The sequence below is a fragment of the Marinomonas sp. FW-1 genome (assembly GCF_005222245.1).
GTDB classification, from domain to species: Bacteria; Pseudomonadota; Gammaproteobacteria; order Pseudomonadales; family Marinomonadaceae; genus Marinomonas; species Marinomonas alcarazii.
Genome location: NZ_CP025987.1, coordinates 3,071,474 through 3,092,877, shown reverse-complemented (window position 1 = coordinate 3,092,877; position 21,404 = coordinate 3,071,474). Strand labels below are relative to the sequence as shown.

23 protein-coding genes and 1 other RNA gene are annotated in these 21,404 nt (G+C 44.0%); 14 read left to right on the top strand and 10 right to left on the bottom strand.

Annotated elements, in window-relative coordinates; translation table 11 throughout:
* Together ssrS and C1X04_RS14325 are read right to left on the bottom strand one after the other, a co-directional pair.
* A non-coding RNA gene (gene ssrS / locus C1X04_RS14330) (6S RNA) lies at nucleotides 1-178 on the bottom strand.
* Between the two features lie 129 nt (nucleotides 179-307).
* Nucleotides 308-607 (bottom strand): cell division protein ZapA, encoded by a 300-nt coding sequence (locus tag C1X04_RS14325; RefSeq protein WP_110577302.1) that lies wholly within the window; start codon nucleotides 605-607, stop codon nucleotides 308-310.
* Between the two features lie 144 nt (nucleotides 608-751).
* Here C1X04_RS14325 and prfB point away from each other — a divergent pair.
* The 8 genes from prfB (at nucleotide 752) to C1X04_RS14285 (ending at nucleotide 7,416) form a co-directional block, all read left to right on the top strand.
* A protein-coding gene (gene prfB, locus C1X04_RS14320) for a peptide chain release factor 2 (protein ID WP_110577303.1) occupies nucleotides 752-1,847 on the top strand; the annotation gives its coding sequence in 2 pieces (ribosomal slippage) (nucleotides 752-823 and nucleotides 825-1,847; 1,095 coding nt in all).
* 48 nt (nucleotides 1,848-1,895) lie between these two features.
* Nucleotides 1,896-3,398, top strand: a complete 1,503-nt coding sequence (lysS, locus tag C1X04_RS14315) for a lysine--tRNA ligase (RefSeq protein WP_110577304.1) — start codon at nucleotides 1,896-1,898, stop codon at nucleotides 3,396-3,398.
* A 176-nt stretch (nucleotides 3,399-3,574) separates the two neighbouring features.
* Nucleotides 3,575-4,636 carry a histidinol-phosphate transaminase gene (gene hisC / locus C1X04_RS14310; RefSeq protein WP_110577305.1) on the top strand — a complete coding sequence of 354 codons (1,062 nt, stop codon included), beginning with the start codon at nucleotides 3,575-3,577 and terminating at the stop codon, nucleotides 4,634-4,636.
* 236 nt (nucleotides 4,637-4,872) lie between these two features.
* Entirely contained in the window at nucleotides 4,873-5,442 is a 570-nt protein-coding gene (locus tag C1X04_RS14305; protein ID WP_110577306.1) for a sigma-70 family RNA polymerase sigma factor, read from the top strand.
* Complete coding sequence (locus C1X04_RS14300; protein WP_110577307.1) at nucleotides 5,439-6,203, top strand: anti-sigma factor; 765 nt, start codon at nucleotides 5,439-5,441, stop codon at nucleotides 6,201-6,203. Before C1X04_RS14305 ends, C1X04_RS14300 begins: the two co-directional genes overlap by 4 nt.
* Nucleotides 6,204-6,390: 187 nt before the next feature.
* Entirely contained in the window at nucleotides 6,391-6,816 is a 426-nt protein-coding gene (locus tag C1X04_RS14295; protein WP_110577308.1) for a hypothetical protein, read from the top strand.
* Between the two features lie 101 nt (nucleotides 6,817-6,917).
* Nucleotides 6,918-7,058, top strand: coding sequence for a GNAT family N-acetyltransferase (locus C1X04_RS18800; protein ID WP_368073959.1), 141 nt, complete (start codon nucleotides 6,918-6,920; stop codon nucleotides 7,056-7,058).
* Between the two features lie 25 nt (nucleotides 7,059-7,083).
* On the top strand, nucleotides 7,084-7,416 hold the full coding sequence (locus tag C1X04_RS14285; RefSeq protein ID WP_110577309.1) for a YnfA family protein: 333 nt from the start codon (nucleotides 7,084-7,086) through the stop codon (nucleotides 7,414-7,416).
* 36 nt (nucleotides 7,417-7,452) lie between these two features.
* Here the strand turns inward: C1X04_RS14285 and dxs are convergent, their stop codons facing one another.
* The 3 genes from dxs to C1X04_RS14270 are packed head-to-tail and all read right to left on the bottom strand — an operon-like array spanning nucleotide 7,453 to nucleotide 10,501.
* Nucleotides 7,453-9,330, bottom strand: coding sequence for a 1-deoxy-D-xylulose-5-phosphate synthase (gene dxs / locus C1X04_RS14280; protein WP_137170782.1), 1,878 nt, complete (start codon nucleotides 9,328-9,330; stop codon nucleotides 7,453-7,455).
* Between the two features lie 50 nt (nucleotides 9,331-9,380).
* Complete coding sequence (gene ispA, locus C1X04_RS14275; protein ID WP_137170308.1) at nucleotides 9,381-10,262, bottom strand: (2E,6E)-farnesyl diphosphate synthase; 882 nt, start codon at nucleotides 10,260-10,262, stop codon at nucleotides 9,381-9,383.
* A gap of 5 nt (nucleotides 10,263-10,267) precedes the next feature.
* Nucleotides 10,268-10,501, bottom strand: coding sequence for an exodeoxyribonuclease VII small subunit (locus C1X04_RS14270; protein ID WP_110577311.1), 234 nt, complete (start codon nucleotides 10,499-10,501; stop codon nucleotides 10,268-10,270).
* Nucleotides 10,502-10,675: 174 nt separating this feature from the next.
* On the opposite strand from C1X04_RS14270, the gene pomA reads away from it, so the two are divergent.
* The 3 genes from pomA to dapB all read left to right on the top strand — a co-directional run bounded on the left by pomA (nucleotide 10,676) and on the right by dapB (nucleotide 13,403).
* On the top strand, nucleotides 10,676-11,431 hold the full coding sequence (pomA, locus tag C1X04_RS14265) for a flagellar motor protein PomA (protein WP_110577312.1): 756 nt from the start codon (nucleotides 10,676-10,678) through the stop codon (nucleotides 11,429-11,431).
* A gap of 27 nt (nucleotides 11,432-11,458) precedes the next feature.
* Nucleotides 11,459-12,451: a flagellar motor protein MotB gene (locus C1X04_RS14260; RefSeq protein WP_137170307.1), complete on the top strand. Its 993-nt coding sequence runs from the start codon at nucleotides 11,459-11,461 to the stop codon at nucleotides 12,449-12,451.
* Between the two features lie 151 nt (nucleotides 12,452-12,602).
* Nucleotides 12,603-13,403 carry a 4-hydroxy-tetrahydrodipicolinate reductase gene (gene dapB / locus C1X04_RS14255; protein WP_137170306.1) on the top strand — a complete coding sequence of 267 codons (801 nt, stop codon included), beginning with the start codon at nucleotides 12,603-12,605 and terminating at the stop codon, nucleotides 13,401-13,403.
* A 93-nt stretch (nucleotides 13,404-13,496) separates the two neighbouring features.
* On the opposite strand, the gene C1X04_RS14250 is transcribed toward dapB, so the two are convergent.
* The 4 genes from C1X04_RS14250 to C1X04_RS14235 all read right to left on the bottom strand — a co-directional run bounded on the left by C1X04_RS14250 (nucleotide 13,497) and on the right by C1X04_RS14235 (nucleotide 17,578).
* On the bottom strand, nucleotides 13,497-13,979 hold the full coding sequence (locus C1X04_RS14250) for a MarR family winged helix-turn-helix transcriptional regulator (RefSeq protein ID WP_110577315.1): 483 nt from the start codon (nucleotides 13,977-13,979) through the stop codon (nucleotides 13,497-13,499).
* Between the two features lie 147 nt (nucleotides 13,980-14,126).
* Nucleotides 14,127-15,539, bottom strand: a complete 1,413-nt coding sequence (phrB, locus tag C1X04_RS14245; RefSeq protein WP_137170305.1) for a deoxyribodipyrimidine photo-lyase — start codon at nucleotides 15,537-15,539, stop codon at nucleotides 14,127-14,129.
* A gap of 14 nt (nucleotides 15,540-15,553) precedes the next feature.
* The gene (locus tag C1X04_RS14240) at nucleotides 15,554-16,534 is read right to left on the bottom strand and encodes a DUF523 and DUF1722 domain-containing protein (RefSeq protein ID WP_137170304.1); all 981 of its coding nucleotides are present in this window, start codon (nucleotides 16,532-16,534) and stop codon (nucleotides 15,554-15,556) included.
* A 30-nt stretch (nucleotides 16,535-16,564) separates the two neighbouring features.
* Complete coding sequence (locus C1X04_RS14235; RefSeq protein ID WP_137170303.1) at nucleotides 16,565-17,578, bottom strand: NAD(P)/FAD-dependent oxidoreductase; 1,014 nt, start codon at nucleotides 17,576-17,578, stop codon at nucleotides 16,565-16,567.
* Nucleotides 17,579-17,747: 169 nt separating this feature from the next.
* Between C1X04_RS14235 and C1X04_RS14230 the strand changes: the two genes are divergently transcribed.
* Both C1X04_RS14230 and C1X04_RS14225 read left to right on the top strand, forming a co-directional pair.
* Nucleotides 17,748-18,698, top strand: a complete 951-nt coding sequence (locus C1X04_RS14230) for a MerR family transcriptional regulator (RefSeq protein WP_175404955.1) — start codon at nucleotides 17,748-17,750, stop codon at nucleotides 18,696-18,698.
* Nucleotides 18,699-18,792: 94 nt separating this feature from the next.
* Nucleotides 18,793-19,032, top strand: coding sequence for a DUF2061 domain-containing protein (locus C1X04_RS14225; protein ID WP_110577319.1), 240 nt, complete (start codon nucleotides 18,793-18,795; stop codon nucleotides 19,030-19,032).
* Nucleotides 19,033-19,106: 74 nt separating this feature from the next.
* Here C1X04_RS14225 and C1X04_RS14220 read toward each other — a convergent pair whose 3' ends face one another.
* Entirely contained in the window at nucleotides 19,107-20,465 is a 1,359-nt protein-coding gene (locus tag C1X04_RS14220; RefSeq protein WP_110577320.1) for a sodium-dependent transporter, read from the bottom strand.
* 425 nt (nucleotides 20,466-20,890) lie between these two features.
* Between C1X04_RS14220 and ectA the strand changes: the two genes are divergently transcribed.
* The gene (ectA, locus tag C1X04_RS14215) at nucleotides 20,891-21,388 is read left to right on the top strand and encodes a diaminobutyrate acetyltransferase (protein ID WP_245927092.1); all 498 of its coding nucleotides are present in this window, start codon (nucleotides 20,891-20,893) and stop codon (nucleotides 21,386-21,388) included.
* The last annotated feature ends 16 nt before the right edge of the window (nucleotides 21,389-21,404 follow it).

Below are 21,404 nucleotides of genomic sequence, written 5' to 3'. Positions count from 1 at the left end.
GAGTTTCCCAAGTTGCCGTTTCGGCTATTGGCCTTGAACCCAGTGGTTCAAGGTGGAGAGAGCTGTGATTCTTTAGGCTTTCCGACGCACGGACATGCACACCAAACCAGCAGGCTCTTTCCGGGGTATTACTCATAGGCTCAAGGGCGTTAAGCCGCTTCGAACAACCCAGGAAACGAAGTGCAGTATAGAGTATGTTGATAGAGAAATCACTCAATCGGCCCATTCGTTTTCTGTGCTCTATGAAGAAAATTCGTGTTCTACGCTTGCAATCAAAAAAGTAGATCAAGAAATAAACCACGGATGTTTATTCGTTAACCAACTTTGTTTCATGCGCTAATGCTGCATCAAGCTGCGATGTCAGTTCTCGCAACTGTTGCTCGTTAGAGCGTGCGTATTTTCTGTTATTTAGCATATCGTGAGTAATATTCAATGCAGCAAGTACAGCGATTTTTTCAAGACCGATGATTTTCCCACTGGCTTTGATCTCACGCATTTGATTGTTCAAATATTCAGCCGCTTCTTTTAAATCGGCTTCATGCCCTTTAGGGCAATTTATCTTATAATTTTGTCCCAGTATGGCGACTGACACAGTTGGCTTATCCATATTGACTCCATTTGATAGCAAGGCCCACAAAAAATGGTCTGTTTTTCCATCATTGGGTAGCGAATGGCATTTTATGCTGCGACTAAATTCGTTACAATTCCGAATTACATTTATCCACACTGTTTATAGCAAATTGACGCCAATATGGAAATAAACCCGATACTTTCTAAGATAAAAGACCTTTCTGCCCGTTCTGTAACCCTACGGGGGTATCTTTGACTACGAGTCAAAGAAAGAACGCTTAGAGGAAGTTAACCGTGAACTGGAAGATCCCGCTATTTGGAATGATCCAGAGTACGCCCAAAAACTTGGCAAAGAACGCTCTGCGCTTGAAGCTGTAGTTGAAACCCTAGACAGCATGGAATCCGGTCTGAACGATTCTAAAGAGCTGCTAGATATCGCTGTAGAAGAAAACGACGAAGATTCTGTAGAAGCGGTTGAGCTCGAGCTGCAAGAGCTAGAAGCCCTACTAGGGAAACTAGAATTCCGTCGCATGTTCTCCAAGGAAATGGATGAAAACAGTGCCTTCTTAGACATTCAGTCAGGCTCTGGTGGTACAGAGGCTCAAGATTGGGCCAACATCCTGTTACGTATGTATTTGCGCTGGGGTGAAGATAAAGGTTTTAAAGTTGAGCTAATGGAAGTTTCCGCAGGCGATGTTGCTGGGATTAAATCTGCAACAATTCGATTTGAAGGGGAATACGCTTTTGGCTGGCTACGTACCGAAACAGGCGTACATCGCTTGGTGCGCAAGTCACCGTTTGACTCAGGTAATCGTCGTCATACGTCATTTGCGTCCGTCTTCGTATCACCTGAGATTGATGACAACGTTGATATTGAAATTAATCCAGCGGATCTACGCACGGATACTTACCGTTCATCTGGTGCGGGTGGTCAGCACGTAAACACCACCGACTCAGCGGTACGTATTACCCACGTTCCTTCTGGTATAGTAGTGCAATGTCAAAACCAGCGTTCTCAACATGCTAACCGTGATTTCGCGATGAAGCAGTTGCGTGCAAAATTGTATGAGTTGGAAATGATGAAACGTTCTGAAGCGGCGCAAGCTTTGGAAGATAGCAAATCTGATATTGGGTGGGGCAGTCAAATTCGTTCTTACGTTTTGGATGCATCACGTATTAAAGATTTACGTACTGGCGTGGAAAGCTCGAATACTGGTGCGGTACTGGATGGCAACTTGGACCAGTTTATTGTTGCAAGCTTAAAGCAAGGCCTATAAAGCGGCGTTTCTTATTTAGAACATTTAAAAAGAGTAGATAGCAAAATCATGGCTAACGAAAAAAACATAGAATCCACAGCACAATCAGACGACAACCGTTTAGTAGCGGAACGTCGTGGTAAATTGGCGGCGATCCGCGCTGAGCGCAATGCTTACCCGAACACGTTTCGTCCAAATGCATACGCAGCCGACCTTCAGGCCGAATTCGGCGAATTTGAAAAAGCCGAGCTAGAAGAGAAAGACCATAAAGTCAGTATTGCTGGTCGCATTGTTCGTAATCGCGGCGCTTTCATGTTGCTACAAGACATGACTGGACAAATCCAAGCTTATGTAAATCGTAAAGCCTTGAGCCCAGAGTTATTGGCTGATCAAAAAACGTGGGACTTGGGCGATATCATTGGTATTTCTGGCCCTGTGCACAAATCTGGCAAAGGCGACTTGTACATTGATATGCAAGAAGCGCAATTGCTCACCAAATCGTTGCGTCCTTTGCCAGACAAGCATCATGGTTTGTCTGACATGGAAATGCGTTACCGTCAGCGTTATGTTGATTTGATTGTAAACGAAGAGTCCCGCGAGACGTTCCAAATGCGTTCAAAAATCATCTCTACGATTCGTCGCTTCCTAGAAGATCGTCGTTTCATGGAAGTTGAAACGCCAATGCTACAAACCATTCCTGGTGGTGCGACGGCTCGTCCGTTCGTAACGCATCATAATGCCATGGACATGAGTATGTACTTGCGTATCGCACCAGAGCTTTACTTAAAGCGTTTGGTCGTCGGTGGTTTTGAGCGTGTATTTGAGATTAACCGCAACTTCCGTAATGAAGGTACATCGACTCGTCACAATCCAGAATTCACTATGATCGAATTCTACCAAGCCTACGCGGACTACAAAGATCTAATGGATCTTACAGAAGACATGTTGCGCACTGTCGCGGAAAAAGTCTTGGGTACGACCAAAGTGACCTATCAAGGTTCTGAATACGACTTTGGTGCGCCTTTTGTACGTATGACCATGCTTGAGTCTATTTTGCACTACAACCCAGAGTTAACGGCTGCGGATCTAGAAACGGTTGAGAAGGCAACAGAGGTTGCGAAGAAACTAAAAATCGATGTGAAACCGATTTGGGGTCTTGGCAAACTTTGGACAGAAATCTTCGAAGAAACCGCAGAACACAAATTGGATCAACCGACATTCATTACTGAATACCCAGCGGAAGTGTCTCCACTTGCGCGTCGTAATGATGATAATGATTTCATTACAGACCGTTTTGAATTCTTCGTTGGTGGTCGTGAAATTGCTAACGGTTTCTCGGAGCTTAATGATCCAGAAGACCAAGCCGAGCGCTTCATGCGTCAGGTTGCTGAAAAAGACGCAGGTGATGACGAAGCCATGCATTACGATGCAGACTACATCAATGCGTTAGAATATGGCCTACCTCCAACCGCTGGTGAAGGTATTGGTATCGACCGTTTGGTGATGTTGTTCACCAATGCGCCTTCGATCCGTGACGTATTATTGTTCCCACATATGAAGCCTCAGGACTGATCCTAGGCCGGATAGTCACTGATAAAAAATTCTAATGTATTTATAAGGCCTCAATTGAGGCCTTATTTTGTTTCTATTAAAGGGGCCAGATCCCATTAATTTTAACAAAATTTGCCTTATCTAATATCTACTTTTAAAGGGCTCTGACCCCTTTATAAAAAGTAATGGAGAGTTATATGAGTCGTTTTTGGACAGATAAAATTGCTTCTCTTGACCCTTATGTGCCAGGCGAACAACCGCAAGACAAAAAGTACATCAAGCTAAATACTAACGAAAGTCCCTATTCGCCATCACCTAAGGCGTTAGAGGCTATGGCCCTTGAAGTCAGTGAGCGTTTACGTCTTTATCCAGATCCAAACTGCGTGACGCTGAAAAACGCTTTAGCAAATAGTTATCAGTTGGACGCTAATCAAGTGTTTGTTGGTAATGGCTCGGATGAAGTCTTGGCTTTGGCTTTTATGGGGTATTTTGCTGGCGGTAAACCATTGGCATTCGCGGACATCACTTATAGCTTTTATAAGGTCTATGCTGGCTTATACAGCATCGAACCAAAACTGATCCCATTAAGTGATGATTTCGACATTGTTCCCGCGGATTACCAAAACTTGGATGTATCAGGCGTTGTTGTTACCAATCCAAACGCACCAACGGGTAAGGCTTTGCCTTTGACGGATATTGAGACGATTCTAAAAGCAAACCCAGATGTGGTCGTGTTGGTTGATGAGGCCTATGTGGATTTTGGTGCGCAAAGTGCGGCGTCTTTGATCAACCAATACCCAAACCTTTTGGTTGTACAGACTTTGTCTAAATCCCGTGCCTTAGCAGGTATTCGTGTGGGTTACGCATTGGGTCACCCAGATTTGATTGAAGGTTTGGAGCGTTTGAAGAACTCTTTCAACTCCTATCCAATCGATCGCATTGCTTTAGCAGGTGCGACAGCAGCGGTGGAAGATGAAGCGTATTTAAAAGAGATTTGTGATAAAACCATCGCCACTCGAGAGCAGTCCGTCAAAGACCTTGAAGCGTTAGGGTTCCACATCATTCCATCAGCAACAAACTTTGTTTTCGCAACACACCCAGAAAAAAATGCCGAACAAATTTACTTGGCTCTAAAAGAGCGGGGCATCCTTGTGCGCTTCTTTGGTAGCAACAAACCTCGCATCGGTAACTACCTTCGCATCACTATTGGTACTGACGAAGAAATGGCGGCGCTTACGGCTGCTTTGAAAACCTTGTAACTGCCTATTTATAGCCTTTATTAAAAGATATATCTTAAAAACCGCTCGTAAATGAGCGGTTTTTTTATTGGTTTTAGGTGAGGATTACTTTGATATAAAGTGAAACGCTGCGAGTGTAATTAAATCAAACGCAGCCAAAATGGTTTATTAAGGTTATGATTTCTTGAATTGGGTTTAACTAAAAATAGTGTAATACTGACATCTTACGAAGTGGGCACCTAATCGATGCGAGTCTTATGAATCAATCTTTATTATCGGAACAGCACACCACGGAATCCTTAGCAAATTTGCTGCTTAGAGTTGCTCAAGAAGATCGTCTTGCCTTTTCTGAGTTGTATGATGCTACTCATCGGAAACTTTTTGGCATAGTTTCTCGTATCTTAAAGAATCAGGCGGCGTCTGAAGAGGTGCTGCAAGAAGTTTATCTTAAGATATGGGAGAAGGCAGAGAGTTTTGATGCACGTGTTGCTTCCCCCATTACTTGGATGGCGACGATTGCACGTAATCGTACGATTGATGAGGTTCGAAAAAATAAGCTGCCAGACAGTGAAGCCGATGTAGATTTTGATTTAATCGCAGACGATTCTATGGCACCAGATGACATTTTTACTAAGAGCCAAGATTTATTAAAACTGGAAACGTGTTTGGATGGCCTTGAACCGCCTCGTGCACAAATGATTAAAGCAGCTTATCTAGACGGACTTTCTCGTCAAGAGCTTGCTGAACGTTTCAAACAGCCGCTAGGCACCATTAAAACTTGGCTTCATCGCAGCATTAAGCAGCTGCAAGGTTGTATGAAATTATGATTAACGACGAAGAGACATCCATTCAAACATTGGCGGCAGAGTATGTGCTTGGTACGTTGGACAAGGACGAGCGCGAGACGGTAGAAGCTCGACGTGTGAATGAGCCTATGCTTGAGCAAGCCATTGTAAACTGGCAAGCCCACTTTGCTGGTTTGAACGATTATGCGCAGGATGCAGAGCCAAGAGAAGGCTTGTTTGAAGAGATTTTGGCTAAACTCGACCAACGAACGAATAAAAATCCTGTCAGTAATAATTCACTAAATTCTGCCGCTTCCGCTGTTGTTGTCGAAATGGAAGCGATGCGGATTAAAATGAAGCGTTGGCGTTTAGGGGCATTTGGTGCATCAGCTATTGCGGCTTGTCTTGCCATCTTTATGGTCGTTAAACCGCCAATAGCGCCAGCCGTTCAGGCTAACGCGCCTTTTGTTGCAGTGTTTCAAGCAGATGATAAGCAGCCAGCTTTTATTATGTCGCTGGATATAGAAACTCGACAACTTACTGTTCGACCAGTTACCGCACAAGGACAAGAAGCAGGTAAAACCTATCAGTTATGGATTAAAGCCGATGAAATTGGCCCAGCGCCGCGCTCTTTAGGTTTATTGGCGAATGTTGCTGCACCCATTCAAAAGCAAATCAATTATGACCCTGCGGTGATTCGCCACGCGACGTTTGGTATCAGTGTGGAACCTGCGGGGGGATCTCCAACTGGCGTGCCAACAGGCCCTGCCATTCATGGCAGACTGTACCCGACGTCTTTATAATCTAGACATAATAGTTATGGAAGCCAACCTAAATAGGTTGGCTTTTTTTATGTTGTGCCTTTACTTTGAGGTTTTTGAAAAATAATTCAAAAAAACATGTAGTGACTGAAACCTTTTTAAATTGTGCTCGTAGCTATGAGTGTAAAAGGAAAATACTACTCAATAAGACACAATGTAGAGGTATATTATGAAAAATACATTTTCACGTATTGCGCTTGGTTTAGGTGTTTTGACAATGACTGGTGCTGCGTTAGCGGGTGGAATGAACGGCAAGCTTTCGGTAAAAGGCAGCGATCAAGATGTATCTGGTGGCACCGTAAGTGCGGATGTCGTTACCGCGGATAGTAATGGTTGGTTAGTTGTTCATCGCACAGATAAGGCAATGAAACCAGGCCCTGTGGTGGCGTATGCACCACTTAGAAAAGGTATGAATCATGACGTATCGGCGATTTTAACAGAGCCAGTTAAATCCGGTGAAATGCTGATGCTGATGTTGCATGGCGAAGCTGGTGGCATGAAAACCGGTATTTTCGAATACACTTTAGGTGCGAAAGAAGACGGCCCAATCAAGGTGAACGGCAAGCTAGTGATGGATGTGATCACAGCCAAGTAAAATGCCAAAAATACGCAATTAAAAAGGGGCGGATAAAACTTATCTGCCCCTTTTTTTATCGGTTATTTTTGCTTTTACCTGTACACTCATTTTTTGGCTAACTGGCTAGGTTCAGAGTTAGAATCAGTCTGCGTTCGTCAGTGAATGTGGTTGGCTTTTATGAATCTTATGGGTTTGAAGTAACAAGGAGCGAGGCCGATTTCAATGGTATTCGCTTTGTGCCTATGTGTTTGGTGCGTTGATTAGATTATTAGAAGGAAAGTTCTTTTGCCTGAGTTAAAAACAATAGGTCTTTTTATTCTGACCGCACTGGCAGAAATTGTCGGCTGTTACCTGCCTTACCTTTGGCTTCGTGAAGGGAAAACGATTTGGTTATTAGTACCGGCGGCGTTAAGTTTGGCGGCATTTGCTTGGTTGCTAACGCTGCATCCGACAGCATCAGGCCGGGTCTATGCGGCTTACGGCGGTGTGTATATCTTCATGGCTGTTTTATGGTTGTGGGTGGTAGACGGTATTCGTCCAACCACTTGGGATATTATTGGGTCTAGTGTGGCGCTATTAGGAATGGCCATTATTATGTTTGCGCCACGGTCTGCATAACGACAGACCGTGGTTTGGATTTAGCCTTGGAAGCTTTTATAGCGAGTTCAGCTTCCTTTCAATGGCTTTTTTAATTCCTTCAGCATCCAGTCCCACGCGTTTTAGCATAGAAGCATGGCTAGCATGTTCTTCATATTGGTCTGGCAGGCCAAGATGAAGTGTTGGAATATTGATGTTGTGAGCAAGTAAGAACTCACTTACTGCCGATCCCGCTCCGCCCATGATGGCATTCTCTTCAACGGTGACGATAAGTTTTGCCTCGCGATTGGCAAGGAGTGCTTCCTCATCGATCGGTTTAACAAAGCGCATATCGAGCAAGGTGGCGTCTAACTTATCCGCGGCTTGTAGGGCATCGTAAGTAGGACGACCGAAACCGCAAATAACAATACCTGATTGGCCTGTTCTCAATGTACGAGACTTACCAATTTCAAGGGTTTTCAATGTTGCTTCAATATCAACACCTTGACCAGTTCCACGCGGATAACGCACGGCGGCTGGGCCTCTGTATTCGTAACCAGTTTGTAGCATCTTACGGCATTCGTCTTCATCAGAAGGCGCCATAACAACCATGTTTGGAATGCAACGAAGATAACTTAAATCGTAAACACCAGCATGAGTTGGACCGTCTTCACCAACTAATCCAGCACGATCAATGGCAAACAGCACATCAAGGTTTTGCAAAGCGACATCGTGGATTAGCTGGTCATAAGCTCGTTGTAGGAATGTCGAGTATATCGCGACAACAGGTTTTATGCCGTCACAGGCCATCCCCGCTGCTAATGTCACTGCGTGTTGCTCTGCAATGGCAACATCAAAGTATCTTTCTGGAAAGCGATCGGCAAATTCAATGAGATCGGAGCCTTCTTTCATTGCCGGAGTAATGGCTACAAGCTTTTCGTCTTGTTCGGCAGCATCGCATACCCATTTCCCAAATACATTACAGTATTTTGGTAATTTGCTTTTCTCTGCGTTAGGTTTCGGGTCTGGTTCTATCTTGTTGATAGCGTGGTAGCCGATAGGATCGCCTTCAGCGGGTTCAAACCCTTTGCCTTTCTTTGTTATGACATGCAGGAACTGAGGGCCTTTTCGGTCTTTTAGGTTGGCTATCGTTGTCAGTAAATGATCCATATCGTGGCCATCAATCGGTCCGATATAGTTAAAACCAAGCTCTTCAAACATCATGCCTGGCGATACCATGCCTTTCATATGTTCTTCGGCTTTACGAGCCAGCTCTAATGCGGAAGGTAAACCAGAAAAGACTTTTCTGCCGCCTTCGCGAATATGGTCGTACGTTTTACTAGCCCAAATGCGAGCAAAATAGCTAGACAGTGCGCCGACTGGCTTAGAAATGGACATTTCGTTGTCGTTTAGAATAACCAGCATATCGGCTTTGACATCACCGGCATGATTAAGTGCTTCAAACGCCATACCTGCAGACATAGCACCATCACCAATGATGGCAACCGCTTTGCGGCCTGTTTTTAATTGACGCGCAGCAAGAGACATACCTAATGCAGCGCCAATAGAAGTACTTGAGTGACCAACACCAAACGTATCGTATTCACTTTCATCGCGTTTTGGAAAACCGGATATACCGTTTTCTTGGCGAATATTAAGCAAAGCGTCGCGACGCCCCGTTAGAATTTTGTGTGGGTAGGCTTGATGGCCTACATCCCAAACAATTCGATCTTCTGGTGTGTTGTATAGATAGTGAAGGGCAACGGTAAGCTCTACGACGCCAAGTCCTGCGCCAAAGTGACCGCCGGTTTGTCCGACACTGTACAGCATGAACTCTCGTAATTCGCGGACAAGAGAAGGCAATTGCTCTTTTTTAAAGGCACGCAAGTCAGCAGGTGAGTTGACTTGATCAAGTAGCGGCGTGTCAGGTCGCGCAGTAGGTATCTCTTCGAACATCGGCACAGGTTTGGTCACATTTAATTAATCTAAAAAAGCGGGTAAGTATATCAGTGGTTGCGGTCAATAATATAGTTCGCGAGCTCAACTAACGGTTTGGCTTTCTCTCCAAATGGAGAAATCGCGACAATTGCCTGCTTATGTAGGTTTTGAGCAAGTGTTTGGGCACCCTCTAATCCTAGTAGCTTTGGGTACGTTGGTTTGTTCGCATCTTCATCTGAAAACTGTGTTTTTCCAAGCGTTGCAGTATCACTGGTGATATCAATAATATCGTCTTGAACCTGAAAAGCTAAACCAATAGCGGCCGAGTAAGCATCAAGTGCGGCTAGGTCTTGCTCGCTATGACCTCCAGTACTAATCGCACCCATGCGCACGCTGGCTCGAATTAATGCACCTGTTTTGTGTTGGTGCATTTGTTCTAGCGCTTTAACGTCAATGGTTTTTCCGACATTGGCTAAGTCGATCATTTGACCTGTCACCATGCCGTGACGCCCAGACGCGTAAACAAGCTCTTGAATCAATTGTAGCTGTATACCATTATTTTGGTGTTTTTTATTACTTAATAGTTCAAAGGCAAAGGTCTGTAAGGCATCGCCAGCTAGAATGGCGGTGGCTTCATCGTATTGAATATGGCAAGTGGGTTTACCGCGACGCAGATCATCATCGTCCATTGCGGGTAGATCGTCATGAATCAATGAGTAAGCATGGATAGATTCAATCGCAGCGGCACTTGCATCTGTTAACTCTCCAGCGGTCCCAAACAAAGAGGCTGCCGCGTAGGTCAGCATTGGTCGAACTCGCTTTCCACCATTGAATAAGCTGTACATCATGGCATCTTGCAGATGTGCTGCGGGCGCGTATTGATTTAGATTTTGCGTTAAATAATCATCAACTCGACGGCGAGCATAGTCAGAAAAATCTTCTAAGGTCACGAGTTTTATTCCGGGTCAAAAGTTTCTAGATGTTCGCCATCTTGTTTTTCAAGCAGGATTTGAACTTTTTGTTCCGCTTGGGTAAGAACAGATTGGCAATCTTGGCTAAGTTTAACGCCTTTCTCGAAAGCCTTTAATGCTTCCTCTAGAGAAAGTTGATTAGACTCAAGTTGAGTGACAAGCGTATCTAATTCGCTGAGGTTTTCTTCAAAATGACGTACAGTTGTTTTTCGAGACATGATGACTACTCTTATTTTAACCCACGTTTTGTAACAGAAAATGACTTACTGTTCGAGGGAGTGTTAATGAAAATTACAAAAATCATGTAAGAAGATGTCATTCTTAGTCTTACTTTCGTATAGAATTGCAGAAACGTAGTAGTCGTATTATAGCTTTTTTGTCAGGAGACGTGTGTGGATATCGCAACGTTAATAGGACTCATAGGGTCTTTTATAGTAATTATTTCAGCTATTTTTGTTGGTGGGTCGGCAGGGATGTTCGTCAACGTACCATCAATATTGATTGTGCTGATTGGTTCATTATTTGTTGTATTAATGCAATATCCACTAAGCCAGTTTCTAAGTGCTGGTAAAGTCGCAGCGAAAGCCTTTATGTTTAAAAGTGTTCCCTTGGATACTTTGATTGACGAAATTTACGGTCTGGCTGATGAGGCACGTAAAGGTGGCCTGCTTTCCTTAGAGGGAAGAGAGGTGAGTCATCCTTTCTTATCAAAGGGGATTCAAATGCTGGTGGATGGCCATGACAGTAACGTTGTCAAAAGTCAGTTAACCAAGGATATGAATCAGGCTTATGTGCGGCATAATGCCGGCGCTAAGGTATTTAAAGCCTTTGGCGATGTTGGTCCGGCCATGGGGATGATAGGGACGTTGGTTGGCTTGGTACAGATGTTGGCAAACATGTCTGATCCAAAGGCAATTGGCCCTGCTATGGCGGTTGCTTTGTTAACAACGCTTTATGGTGCCATGATGGCGAATATGGTGTTTTTACCTATGCAAGTAAAACTCAATGTTCGTGCCGATGAAGAGTTAATCTGTCAGAAGTTAATCTTAGACGCTTTGCTTGCCATTCAATCCGGTCAGAATCCACGTATTTTGGATGGCGCGCTGAAAGCTTACATGGCGGAAGGCAAGCGAGTAGAGCGTGAATAGTATGTCAGTTTTTAATGGAATATTTGAATGAGCGATGAAGAAGAGTCAGATTGCCCTGAATGTGTAGAGGGCTTACCTGCTTACATGGGGACCTTTGCGGATCTCATGTCCTTGTTGATGTGTTTCTTTGTGCTGTTACTTTCATTTTCTGAAATGGATGTTATTAAGTTCAAGCAAATAGCAGGTTCATTAAAATTAGCATTTGGTGTTCAGCGTGATGTTGAGGCGGACTCTATTCCTATGGGGACGTCTGTAATAGCCCAAGAATTTAGTCCTGGTCGACCTGAGCCAACCCCCATTAATGAGGTCAAGCAAAAGGTAGACACGACGCCAGAGAATACGCTTGAGGTGATTTGTAAGCCGGGCGATGCAGAGTTAAAAGAGCAAAGCGATTCAGGCTCACCCTCACCTGTGACTTTTGTTGATAAATCAAAAGCGGACCTTGATCGAGAGAAAAAAATTCAGGAAACGGAAGGTGATGCTCAAATGATCGCTTCGATCATGCGTGAAGAGATCTCTAAAGGTTTGGTGGAAATTGAAACCCAAGAACAAACCATCACAATTCGAATTAAAGACCAAGGCTCCTTTGAATCTGGTTCTGCCGAGCTGAATTACGACTTTATTCCTGTTATCGATGTGATTCGTGATGTTCTTGTTGGTATACAAGGGACCATTTCTGTAGAAGGGAACACGGATAACGTACCTATTGTCAGTGGCCGTTTCCGTTCTAATTGGCAATTGTCTTCGGCACGAGCGATTTCAGTCGCTGAAGAGTTGTTTTCAACGGGGCAGCTTGACCAAAGTCGGTTCGCTGTAACGGGTTATGCAGACACTCGCCCATTAGTGCCAAATGATACGGCTGCTAATAGAGCAACAAATCGACGAGTAGAGATTGTGATTAAGCAAAATGACACGTCACGGCCGAAAATGCGTAATACCATAGATGAAATTCCGACAGATGGTGTTCTAGAATTTGACCTTGATATGGTCGAAGAATTGAGACCAGACGAGATCTTCTAGTCACCTTAGTTTGATGTTTGTGGTTGTGATTCTATAAAGGAGCTTTGGCTCCTTTTTTTTATGGCCTGTAAAGACCTTGTTGATTTTTAATGCTGAGATTTAGACGGTTTTTTGTTATGGTTTACGCAGACAAAATTGAGGAAGCAGAGAAATGCGAGTAGCAGTTATTGGCGCATCAGGGCGCATGGGAAAAAATCTAATTACAGCCATTCATGATGCCAGCGATGTTACTTTAGGCGCTGCTATTTTGAAGCCTGGCAGTAGCTTAGTTGGTGCGGACGCTGGCGAAATAGCTGGCCTAGGAAAGTTGGGAGTTGCTGCTGTTGAGTCATTAGCGGATTGTGTGAACGATTTCGATGTATTAATTGATTTCACTACACCAAGTTTAACGTTAGAAAACGCGGCGTTTTGCGCTAAGCATAAAAAAGCCATAGTGGTTGGCACAACGGGCTTAAACGATGAAGAAAAAGCGGCATTAAATGAATGTGCTCAACAATCACCTATGGTGTTCGCGCCAAATATGAGCGTTGGTTTGAATTTGACGCTTAAGTTGCTGGCAACCGCCGCACAAATTTTGGGTGATGATTATGATGTGGAAATTGTGGAAGCACACCATCGTCATAAAGTAGATTCTCCTTCAGGTACGGCTTTGCGAATGGGCGAAGTGGTCGCTGAAGCATTAGGTCGAGATTTAAAAGAGTGTGCTGTTTACGGTCGCGAAGGCCAAATTGGCGCTCGTACCCAAAAAGAAATTGGTTTTGAAACCATTCGTGCTGGCGATGTGGTTGGTGAACACAGTGTTTGGTTTGCAACGGAAGGTGAACGTATTGAGATTGTTCACAAAGCCAGTAGCCGTATGACTTTTGCCAAAGGCGCTGTTCGCGCAGCAAGCTGGTTAGAAGGCAAGTCTTCTGGTATGTATGACATGCAGGATGTTCTGAATCTAAAGTGATTATTCATTCCTAGACACAAAAATGGCCGCAAACATGCGGCCATTTTTTGTGTCTAGCATTTGGTTAGCTTAGCGCTTAACGGTTAGTGCAGGTTAGGCGTCTGGCGAGTTGATATCAAGCAGAGGTGCTGCGTCTAGAGTTTCAGCGTCCATCATCATCGCTATGCGTTGTAGAGAGGCCAGTACCTGAGTTTGCTCCCAGCCTTCTAGGGAATCAAATTCATCGATGAATTTTTCATGCAAAAGAGGCGGAGTGGTTTTCAATATTTCGATACCTAAGCTGGTTAAACGCGCATTGACGATACGTTTATCCTTTTGACCTCTAACTCTTTCAACGTATTTTCTATCTTCTAAGCGATTCAAAATAGTGGTGACCGTTGCCTGGCTCAATGACACACTGTCTGAAATTTTTCGCACAGTAACATCGCCTAGTTCTTCAATAGAACGAAGCACCATGATTTGAGGAATGGTTAAACCGCAGGCTTTTACTACACGCTTGGATTGTAGGTCAGTGGCGCGGATGATGCGTCGCAAGTGGACTAGAACATCATGTAAGTGTTGTGGAGAGTTAGACATAGCTGTAATCGATCCAAAAAATTTCCCGAATTATAAGACTTTGTTTGAGTCTGTAAAGACGAAGTGCAAAAAAAATATTACAGCTCAAACTATAGAGGTATTTTTCGGAGAAAGCATAGTAAACGCGAAAAATACCTCTAAATAGGCTTATCCAGCTTTTAACTCATCAAATGCGTTAATGGCATTCTGTCTAGCGGTTTTATAATCAATGATAGGGTCTGGGTAACCGCATTGCTTCCTTTGGCTCGGTTTCGGGTCATGTATAGATTTCGCATCTAGGTTTGCCAGTTCTGGAACAAAGCGGCGAATAAAGTCACCGTTTTTGTCATAGGTTTGAGATTGTCTAGTGGGGTTGAAAACACGAAAGTAAGGCGCGGCATCGCAGCCAGTCGAAGCGCTCCATTGCCAACCACCATTATTTGCGGCGAACTCACCATCAATCAGTTTGCTCATAAAGTACGCTTCACCTTTTCGCCAGTCTGCAAACATAAGTTTGGTGAAGAAGCTCGCTGTTACCATTCTTAGCCGATTGTGCATCCAGCCTGTTTGGTTTAATTGTCTCATGGCGGCATCGACAATGGGAAAACCTGTTTTGCCTTCGCACCAGGCTTGGAATTCTGCGTCATTGTTTCGCCAAATCAAGGCGTTAGTTTCCGCTTTGAACGGTTGGTGTTTAGACAAAAATGGAAAGTGCATCATTAACTGACGATAGAAATCTCGCCATGCGAGTTCTTTTAGCCACGTGCTGTCTTGCCAGCGTTTTTCTTCTTGGTTACAGGTATAGAAGATGGCTTCTAAGCATTGTCTTGGTCCCAAGGCACCCAGCGCTAAATAGGGCGATAAGGTGCTGGTGGCTGGTTCAATGGGATAATCTCTTGCTTCTTGGTAGTGGCGCTCTTTATGGTGACAAAACTGCCAAAGCTTTTGTTTAGCTGTGTCCTGATCTGCAGGCCATAAATCGTCTCTGAAAGGTTTCTCCCAAGCGAACTCGACATCAGGTTCTGGTAATGGATCAGCCTGTGGTTCTGGTGACTCAAGGGGAGTTGTGTCTTGTAGAGCTAACATGGCCACCCAACGGTTAAAAAAGGGGGTGAATACTTTAAATGGTGTTCCTTGTTGGCTCAGTACATCCTCTGGAACGATAAGATCAGCAGCTTGAACATGAGCGTGAATCTGATGTTTAGCGAGTTGTTCACAGACAGCGTGATCACGTTGTTGTTCGTGAACCGGCAGGTCGCGATTAAACCAAAGATGTTTTATTTGCTGACTGAGGCAAAATTGAGTGATGGCCTCTGGCAGCTGATTGAAACTATCTACCTCAAGAAAGTGCACGGGAATGCCAAGCTGTGCCAATGTTTTCGCTAGAGTTTTGATTAAACCAGCGCGTAAACCTGTTTTTGCATCCGACTCATTATGCTCTGCCCACTGTGCAGGTGTTGGTGTAATGACTACGGCAAGCTGCGTATTTTGTGCACGAGCTTCCTTGGCGGCAAAGTGAAGTGCTGGATTGTCTAAGTGGCGCAAATCATTGCGCAACCATACTAGGTGTTCAACTTTCATGCTATTAGGTCACCTTAAACCGTATTACGGATGCCGAGAGGGGAAGGGTATGGGATGAAGTAACTCTGTTGGTTTATATAGTCACTGCCGTAATGCTTTAAGTAATGATGAAGTAGGGTGACAGGCGTGGCTAGATTAACTTCTCCACGGCGATATTGTTCCACTACTTCTAAAATGTCTTTGCGTACAGAGACATCCACGGCATGTTTTAGATAGCCAACTAAGTGCATCAATACGTTGCAATGATTTTTACGTGCCGCCGGTTTTGACAGGGTTGTCATGAGTATTTCAAAGTAAGCGGTTTTTAATTGCTCGATGGGGCGTGGATCATTGCCTGAAAGCATGCGGCCGAGTTTACGATAAATTGGCTGAGAATGAGCCATTACCATGTATTTATAGCGGCTATGAAAAGCGATAAGGTCTTTCATTTTTGCCTGTTCGCCCATGCTGTGACGGAAGTCGTGATGAGTGAACACACGCAACAAAAAGTTCTCCCGCAAAACAGGGTCATTCAAGCGACCGTCTTCTTCGACAGGCAATAATGGATAGCGTTGCTGAAGGGCTTTGGTAAAAAGTCCTGCACTGCGTTGCATATGAGGATGACCATTTTCTTGATAAACCTTAATACGCTCCATGCCGCAACTAGGGGATTTTTTCATCAAAATATAACCATCTAGATGAGACAGGTTTTCCAGATACTTATTCGACGCGGTCATAAATACCTCGGAAACATCTTCTTCCGAGTTCTTACTAAATACCATTCTTGGTGAATCAGGATCACCTTCTAGGCGAAGTGTTGGGCGTGGTGTGCCAAATCCAGCAGCGACCTCAGGGCAAAACTTTTGATAGTCAAAATAATGACTGAGGATTTTGTCGCAATAGTCCGAATGACTGTGCCCACCGTTGTAGCGGACATTATCTCCCAATAAGCAGGCACTGATGCCAACGGGAATCTTGTGTGTTAGCTGATCTGGTGATGGTTGAGAGTGTGGCATAGGTTAATCCTCCAATAGACATCGTAGTGTCTATTCAGCATCTGTGATGTGGTGAATAAGAGACAATGCACTGAGTAATGCGCCTTCAGCATCACCTTGGCACAACCAGTCTCCAACAAGTCCGATGTTATTTTCTGGCGACCAAGCAAAGGGTTTATTGCCCTTATGTTCGCTAAATCGGCTTAAGAACCAGCGGTGTGGTGCTCCGTGCTTTAATACTCTGTGCTCCGTGATTTCTGCGAAAGCTTTCAGCAAGGTTTGAGTGATCCATTCCTTATCTGAGTCTAGGTGTTGTTTACTCCATTCGGCCGTTGTTTGAATGACCCATCGATCCATCTTTTCACTATGGCGCATGGGCTTGTAATTGTCTTTTATCATGCGTTTGATTAAAGAATCTTTAGGTTCAATTAAGGCATTTAGATCGCATGGTTCTGTTTCTAGCCACATGGCCCACTGAGATTGATAAGAAGCGCTCGCTTGATTTGCTCTGAGTAACAATACAGCCAGTTGTTCATGGGTAGCCAATATGGATGCCGTTTGAGGGGCTGGTGCCGCAATGATGACCTTTTTAGCTATAACAACAGGTTGGTATTTATCGTCTCTTAATAGCCAGCTTGCCTGTTTATCGCCGTTTTGCGTTACTTGATCAAGATGATGAATACGAGTGCTTGCGATAAAGTGAGCCTGTTGAATCCAGTGTCGAGTGATAGCGCTCATTTTAGGTGTGCCAACAAAGGCTTGTGCGTCACCTTGATTTAATTGTTTCCATGGCGCTGCAACTTGCTCCTTAGTGAGCTGTTGCAAGAGAGTAATAACATCAGAATGCTGGGCTAGGATAAAAGGAGTGCCTAGGTCACAGCTAGTATCATCTTCCAATCTTTTACTGCTGGCTCGACCGCCACTGCCACGGCTTTTGTCTATGATGCAGACGCTATGGCCTGATTGGGCTAACAAATGCGCACATAGACTGCCTGCTAAGCCTGCGCCAATGATGGCGATGTCGAAGGCAGGTGTGTGTATTTGGTTAGCGGTTAATGTGCTCATAGTGTTTTTTCCAGTTAGTGCATTGCTTTCTTATACAATATAGAATCTTGTACAATAAAAGCAATTAAATTGTACAAAAAAATATTTGTATAGTTTTTTAAGTCTATATTAAGTTTAGGTCACAATGAGTAAATCACCTTGGGTGAACGATGATTTATTGGAAAAATGTATGAGTCAGTCAAAACAAAATGTGGAAGTGGAAAGTCTCAAACGATCTGAGCCTTTGGATGACGCTGTGCCGTTAGGCAGCGAGGCGTTTTTTCCTATTCGCGAATTATCACTAAAAACAGGTGTTAACTCTGTCACGCTGAGAGCTTGGGAGCGTCGTTATGGTTTACTAAAGCCAAAGCGAACCAACAAAGGACATCGATTGTATGACCAAGGTGACGTACAGCGTGTTGAAGGGATTTTGCGTTGGATTCAGCAAGGGGTTGCCGTTAGTAAAGTGCGCGCCTTATTAGATCAAGGGGCTATGTTTGATGCTGTATCACCTTCGAATGAATGGCTGGCGTCTCAGGCGGCACTGGTGAAGGCGGCAGGCGCTTTTCAAGGTGAGAAAATTGAGCAAATGTATCAGCAAATATTTTCTCAGTACCCAGCCGATATTGCTGTACGAGACTGGCTGTTGCCTAGCTTCGAGCAGTTGGGAAAAGGGGCTGCCTTAGCGTTTTGTGAGTCGATTGTGCTGTCATGCTTAATGACTCGTCTAAATAGCTTTAAGGGGCAGCAGAAGAGCGCGCATAAAGTGCTGATTACAGGGCTATCGTCCCAGCGTAGCTTATGGTGCTACATGGCAGCAGCCATGTTATTGGATAAAGGGTTGTCATGTTGCGTAGTGCCCAATGTACTGCAAAGTAATGACTGGTTTAGTTTAGTGGAAGGTGTTCAGGCTGCGTCAGTGTTGGTTTTTTGTGAAAGTGAATTGAATAACAAAGCAGCAGACTTGGTGTATCAAATGCAGCAATGGCAGCGCCCTGTTGCGGTAATTGGGGCGAGTTTTTGGTTAGCAGCCAATGAAAGCAATTTAAAGGATTCGCAGGATGTGAAGATCTATTCTGAGGCGTTTGAAGGCGTGAATGACTTCATAGAGCGGATCATCATTCCTGCTCCCAATGATTAAATGTAAAAAGCTATTAGATAGATATTAATAATATATTTTAATAATGAGTCTGGTTTCACTACTCTTTCTGTAATCGAAAAGAAGGAGATTCACCATGGCTAAAACAATGACTTTTGCAGTAATGCATTTTTCTATCGCGTTCTCTGTTGCTTACCTTATTACTGGGAGTTTGTTAGTGGGTGGCTTGGTCGCTATTGTAGAGCCTGCGATCAATACAGTTGCATTCTATTTCCATGAACTTGTGTGGAACAAACTTCAACAAGCAGACGTGGCTGCTGAGTTAAGTCAGACAATTCAGTCGGCGGGAGAAAATTATGCGCTTAGATCAATGTGATGTTTGGCGTATAGAAAAAGAAACCCCATTGGCACAGAGTACCAATGGGGTTATGACAACGAATGTTGTGATGGTTATTTCATTGGGTTGATCAAGAAATACAACACAATGGCTACAGCGATTGGCGCTGTAAATTTCATCGAGATATTCCACAATTTGAAAACAGCACTTGGAAGTTGCAGCTCATCTTGTGCGAACTTATCTTTTACGACCCAACCAGCAAACAATGCAATGAAGATACCGCCCAATGGAAGCATAATGTTTGCAGTGATGTAGTCGAAGAAGTCAAACGTGTTCTTGCCGAAGAAAGTCACATCAGACATAAAGCTAAATGAACCTAAACATGCGATGCCTAGAGCCCAAACAGTAATGCCTAAGCCAATTGCTGCTGTCATACGTTTTATCTTGAGGCGCTCGATCAAGAAGGCAACGGTTGGTTCCAGCAGGGAAATAGCGGAGGTCCATGCAGCTACGGCGATCAGGATAAAGAACAAAACACCAAATAATTGACCAAAAGCCATTTGACCAAAGGCAACAGGCAAAGAGATAAACATCAAACCTGGGCCAGCAGCAGGGTCCATTCCGTTCGAGAAAATAATCGGGAAGATGGCTAAGCCAGCGACCAAAGCAACGAGTGTATCCAAGCCACCGATAGCCAATACCGTTTTACCGATTGACGCATCCTTTGTCATATAAGAACCATACGCCATGATGGTGCCCATGCCCAAAGATAGGGTAAAGAATGAATGACCAAGTGCAACTAGCGCAGCATTCCAAGTCAATTTGCTGAAATCAAACTCGAACATGAAGTTCCAGCCTTGTGCAAAACCACCGGTTGTCATGGCATAGCCAAGCAAGATGATCAGTAGCACGAACAACGCTGGCATCATGATGCGAGTAGCTGTCTCTATACCTTTGTTAATGCCTGCTGCAACAACAGCAATAGACATAATGCTGAATAGAGTGTGCCAGCCAAGTAAAGTAGCAGGATCGGCAAGTAGTGCACCAAATGCAGAACCCGCTGCATCAGAAGTAACACCGATCATTTCACCTGTAAGCATTACTTTTATGTAATGAAGGACCCAACCACCCACAACAGAGTAAAAAGAGAAAATCAGTACGCCAGATAGCATGCCCATAAGGCCGATAATGCCCCATTTCTTTGTGCTTCCTGACTCTTCTGCGACATCCGCTAAAGCGTTGATAGGGTTCTTACGAGCACGACGGCCAATAAATACTTCTGCCATCATGATCGGAATACCAACCATCAATATGCAAGCTAAATAGACAAGAACAAATGCCCCGCCACCGTTTTCACCTGTGATGTAAGGGAATTTCCAAATATTACCTAAACCAACGGCAGAGCCTGTCGCCGCTAAAATGAAAATCCATCGGCTCGCCCACGAGCCTTGGATCGATGTTTTATTTTTCATAGTTATCTCTAAGTTATTGATATAAGTATATAAACAGCGTTCAGAGTCGGTTTTATTGCCAAGCCTTTGCTTCACTCTTTCGCTAGTTAATAGAAAGAGAATAATCAGCAGAACTCCGAATAGGGGCAGGATTTTCCGAATTTCAGTGCATTTATGCAACAAAAAAGATGTTTTTATTCTATTTTCACCTAATTTCGTGGAGTGACTGGGGCTTGCTTGAGCCATCGTCGGCGGCATAAATGTAACAAATGTTAGTTATGTAATGATTAGTTCTCTAAATAAAATGTAGCCAAGCACTTCATTTTAGGTATAATGATTAGACATCAAACTATTTTTGCAGTCTAAAAATGCTCAACGAATCTGCAAATCGCCTATATATCGTTTGTATTCGATATTTAATACTTTGATTTCTAATGGATGTAGTTATGGATTCAAAAAAAATAGTGTTATCAAAACCAACGGCAAAAGATGGAATGGCTGTGAATCTGCTGGTGGCGTCTTGCCCACCGCTGGATACCAACTCCGTTTATTGTAATTTGTTGCAAGCCAGTCACTTTAGCGAGACCTCGGTTGCTGCAAGTTTGGAGGATGGCGAACTGGTTGGTTTTGTCTCCGGTTATATCATTCCCAACCAATCGGATACTTTGTTTGTTTGGCAGGTTGCAGTTAGTGAGAAAGCTCGTGGTCAAGGGCTTGCTAAAAGAATGGTTTCATCACTACTTGAACGGTCCAGTTGTTCGGGTGTGCGTTACATCGAAACCAGTATTACAGCAGCGAATGACGGATCTTGGGCTCTGTTTCGCCGTCTTGCTGATCAGCTCAACGCGCCATTAGAAGAGTCAGTCATGTTTGATAAACAGACTCATTTTAACGGCTTGCATGATACCGAACACCTCGTTCGGATTGGTCCAATAGTCTTGTGATTTAAAAAGGTGTGAC

What these genes read in the sequence shown, in the direction of transcription:
- C1X04_RS14225 (WP_110577319.1), top strand. Translation starts at nt 18,793, where the DNA reads ATGGCTAAAACAATGACTTTTGCAGTAATGCATTTTTCTATCGCGTTC.
- C1X04_RS14300 (WP_110577307.1), top strand. Translation starts at nt 5,439, where the DNA reads ATGATTAACGACGAAGAGACATCCATTCAAACATTGGCGGCAGAGTAT.
- ectA (WP_245927092.1), top strand. Translation starts at nt 20,891, where the DNA reads ATGGATTCAAAAAAAATAGTGTTATCAAAACCAACGGCAAAAGATGGA.
- hisC (WP_110577305.1), top strand. Translation starts at nt 3,575, where the DNA reads ATGAGTCGTTTTTGGACAGATAAAATTGCTTCTCTTGACCCTTATGTG.
- lysS (WP_110577304.1), top strand. Translation starts at nt 1,896, where the DNA reads ATGGCTAACGAAAAAAACATAGAATCCACAGCACAATCAGACGACAAC.
- C1X04_RS14295 (WP_110577308.1), top strand. Translation starts at nt 6,391, where the DNA reads ATGAAAAATACATTTTCACGTATTGCGCTTGGTTTAGGTGTTTTGACA.
- dapB (WP_137170306.1), top strand. Translation starts at nt 12,603, where the DNA reads ATGCGAGTAGCAGTTATTGGCGCATCAGGGCGCATGGGAAAAAATCTA.
- C1X04_RS14305 (WP_110577306.1), top strand. Translation starts at nt 4,873, where the DNA reads ATGAATCAATCTTTATTATCGGAACAGCACACCACGGAATCCTTAGCA.
- C1X04_RS14260 (WP_137170307.1), top strand. Translation starts at nt 11,459, where the DNA reads ATGAGCGATGAAGAAGAGTCAGATTGCCCTGAATGTGTAGAGGGCTTA.
- C1X04_RS14220 (WP_110577320.1), bottom strand. Translation starts at nt 20,465, where the DNA reads ATGAAAAATAAAACATCGATCCAAGGCTCGTGGGCGAGCCGATGGATT.
- phrB (WP_137170305.1), bottom strand. Translation starts at nt 15,539, where the DNA reads ATGAAAGTTGAACACCTAGTATGGTTGCGCAATGATTTGCGCCACTTA.
- C1X04_RS14240 (WP_137170304.1), bottom strand. Translation starts at nt 16,534, where the DNA reads ATGCCACACTCTCAACCATCACCAGATCAGCTAACACACAAGATTCCC.
- dxs (WP_137170782.1), bottom strand. Translation starts at nt 9,330, where the DNA reads ATGTTCGAAGAGATACCTACTGCGCGACCTGACACGCCGCTACTTGAT.
- C1X04_RS14250 (WP_110577315.1), bottom strand. Translation starts at nt 13,979, where the DNA reads ATGTCTAACTCTCCACAACACTTACATGATGTTCTAGTCCACTTGCGA.
- C1X04_RS14230 (WP_175404955.1), top strand. Translation starts at nt 17,748, where the DNA reads ATGAGTCAGTCAAAACAAAATGTGGAAGTGGAAAGTCTCAAACGATCT.
- C1X04_RS14325 (WP_110577302.1), bottom strand. Translation starts at nt 607, where the DNA reads ATGGATAAGCCAACTGTGTCAGTCGCCATACTGGGACAAAATTATAAG.
- C1X04_RS14270 (WP_110577311.1), bottom strand. Translation starts at nt 10,501, where the DNA reads ATGTCTCGAAAAACAACTGTACGTCATTTTGAAGAAAACCTCAGCGAA.
- C1X04_RS14235 (WP_137170303.1), bottom strand. Translation starts at nt 17,578, where the DNA reads ATGAGCACATTAACCGCTAACCAAATACACACACCTGCCTTCGACATC.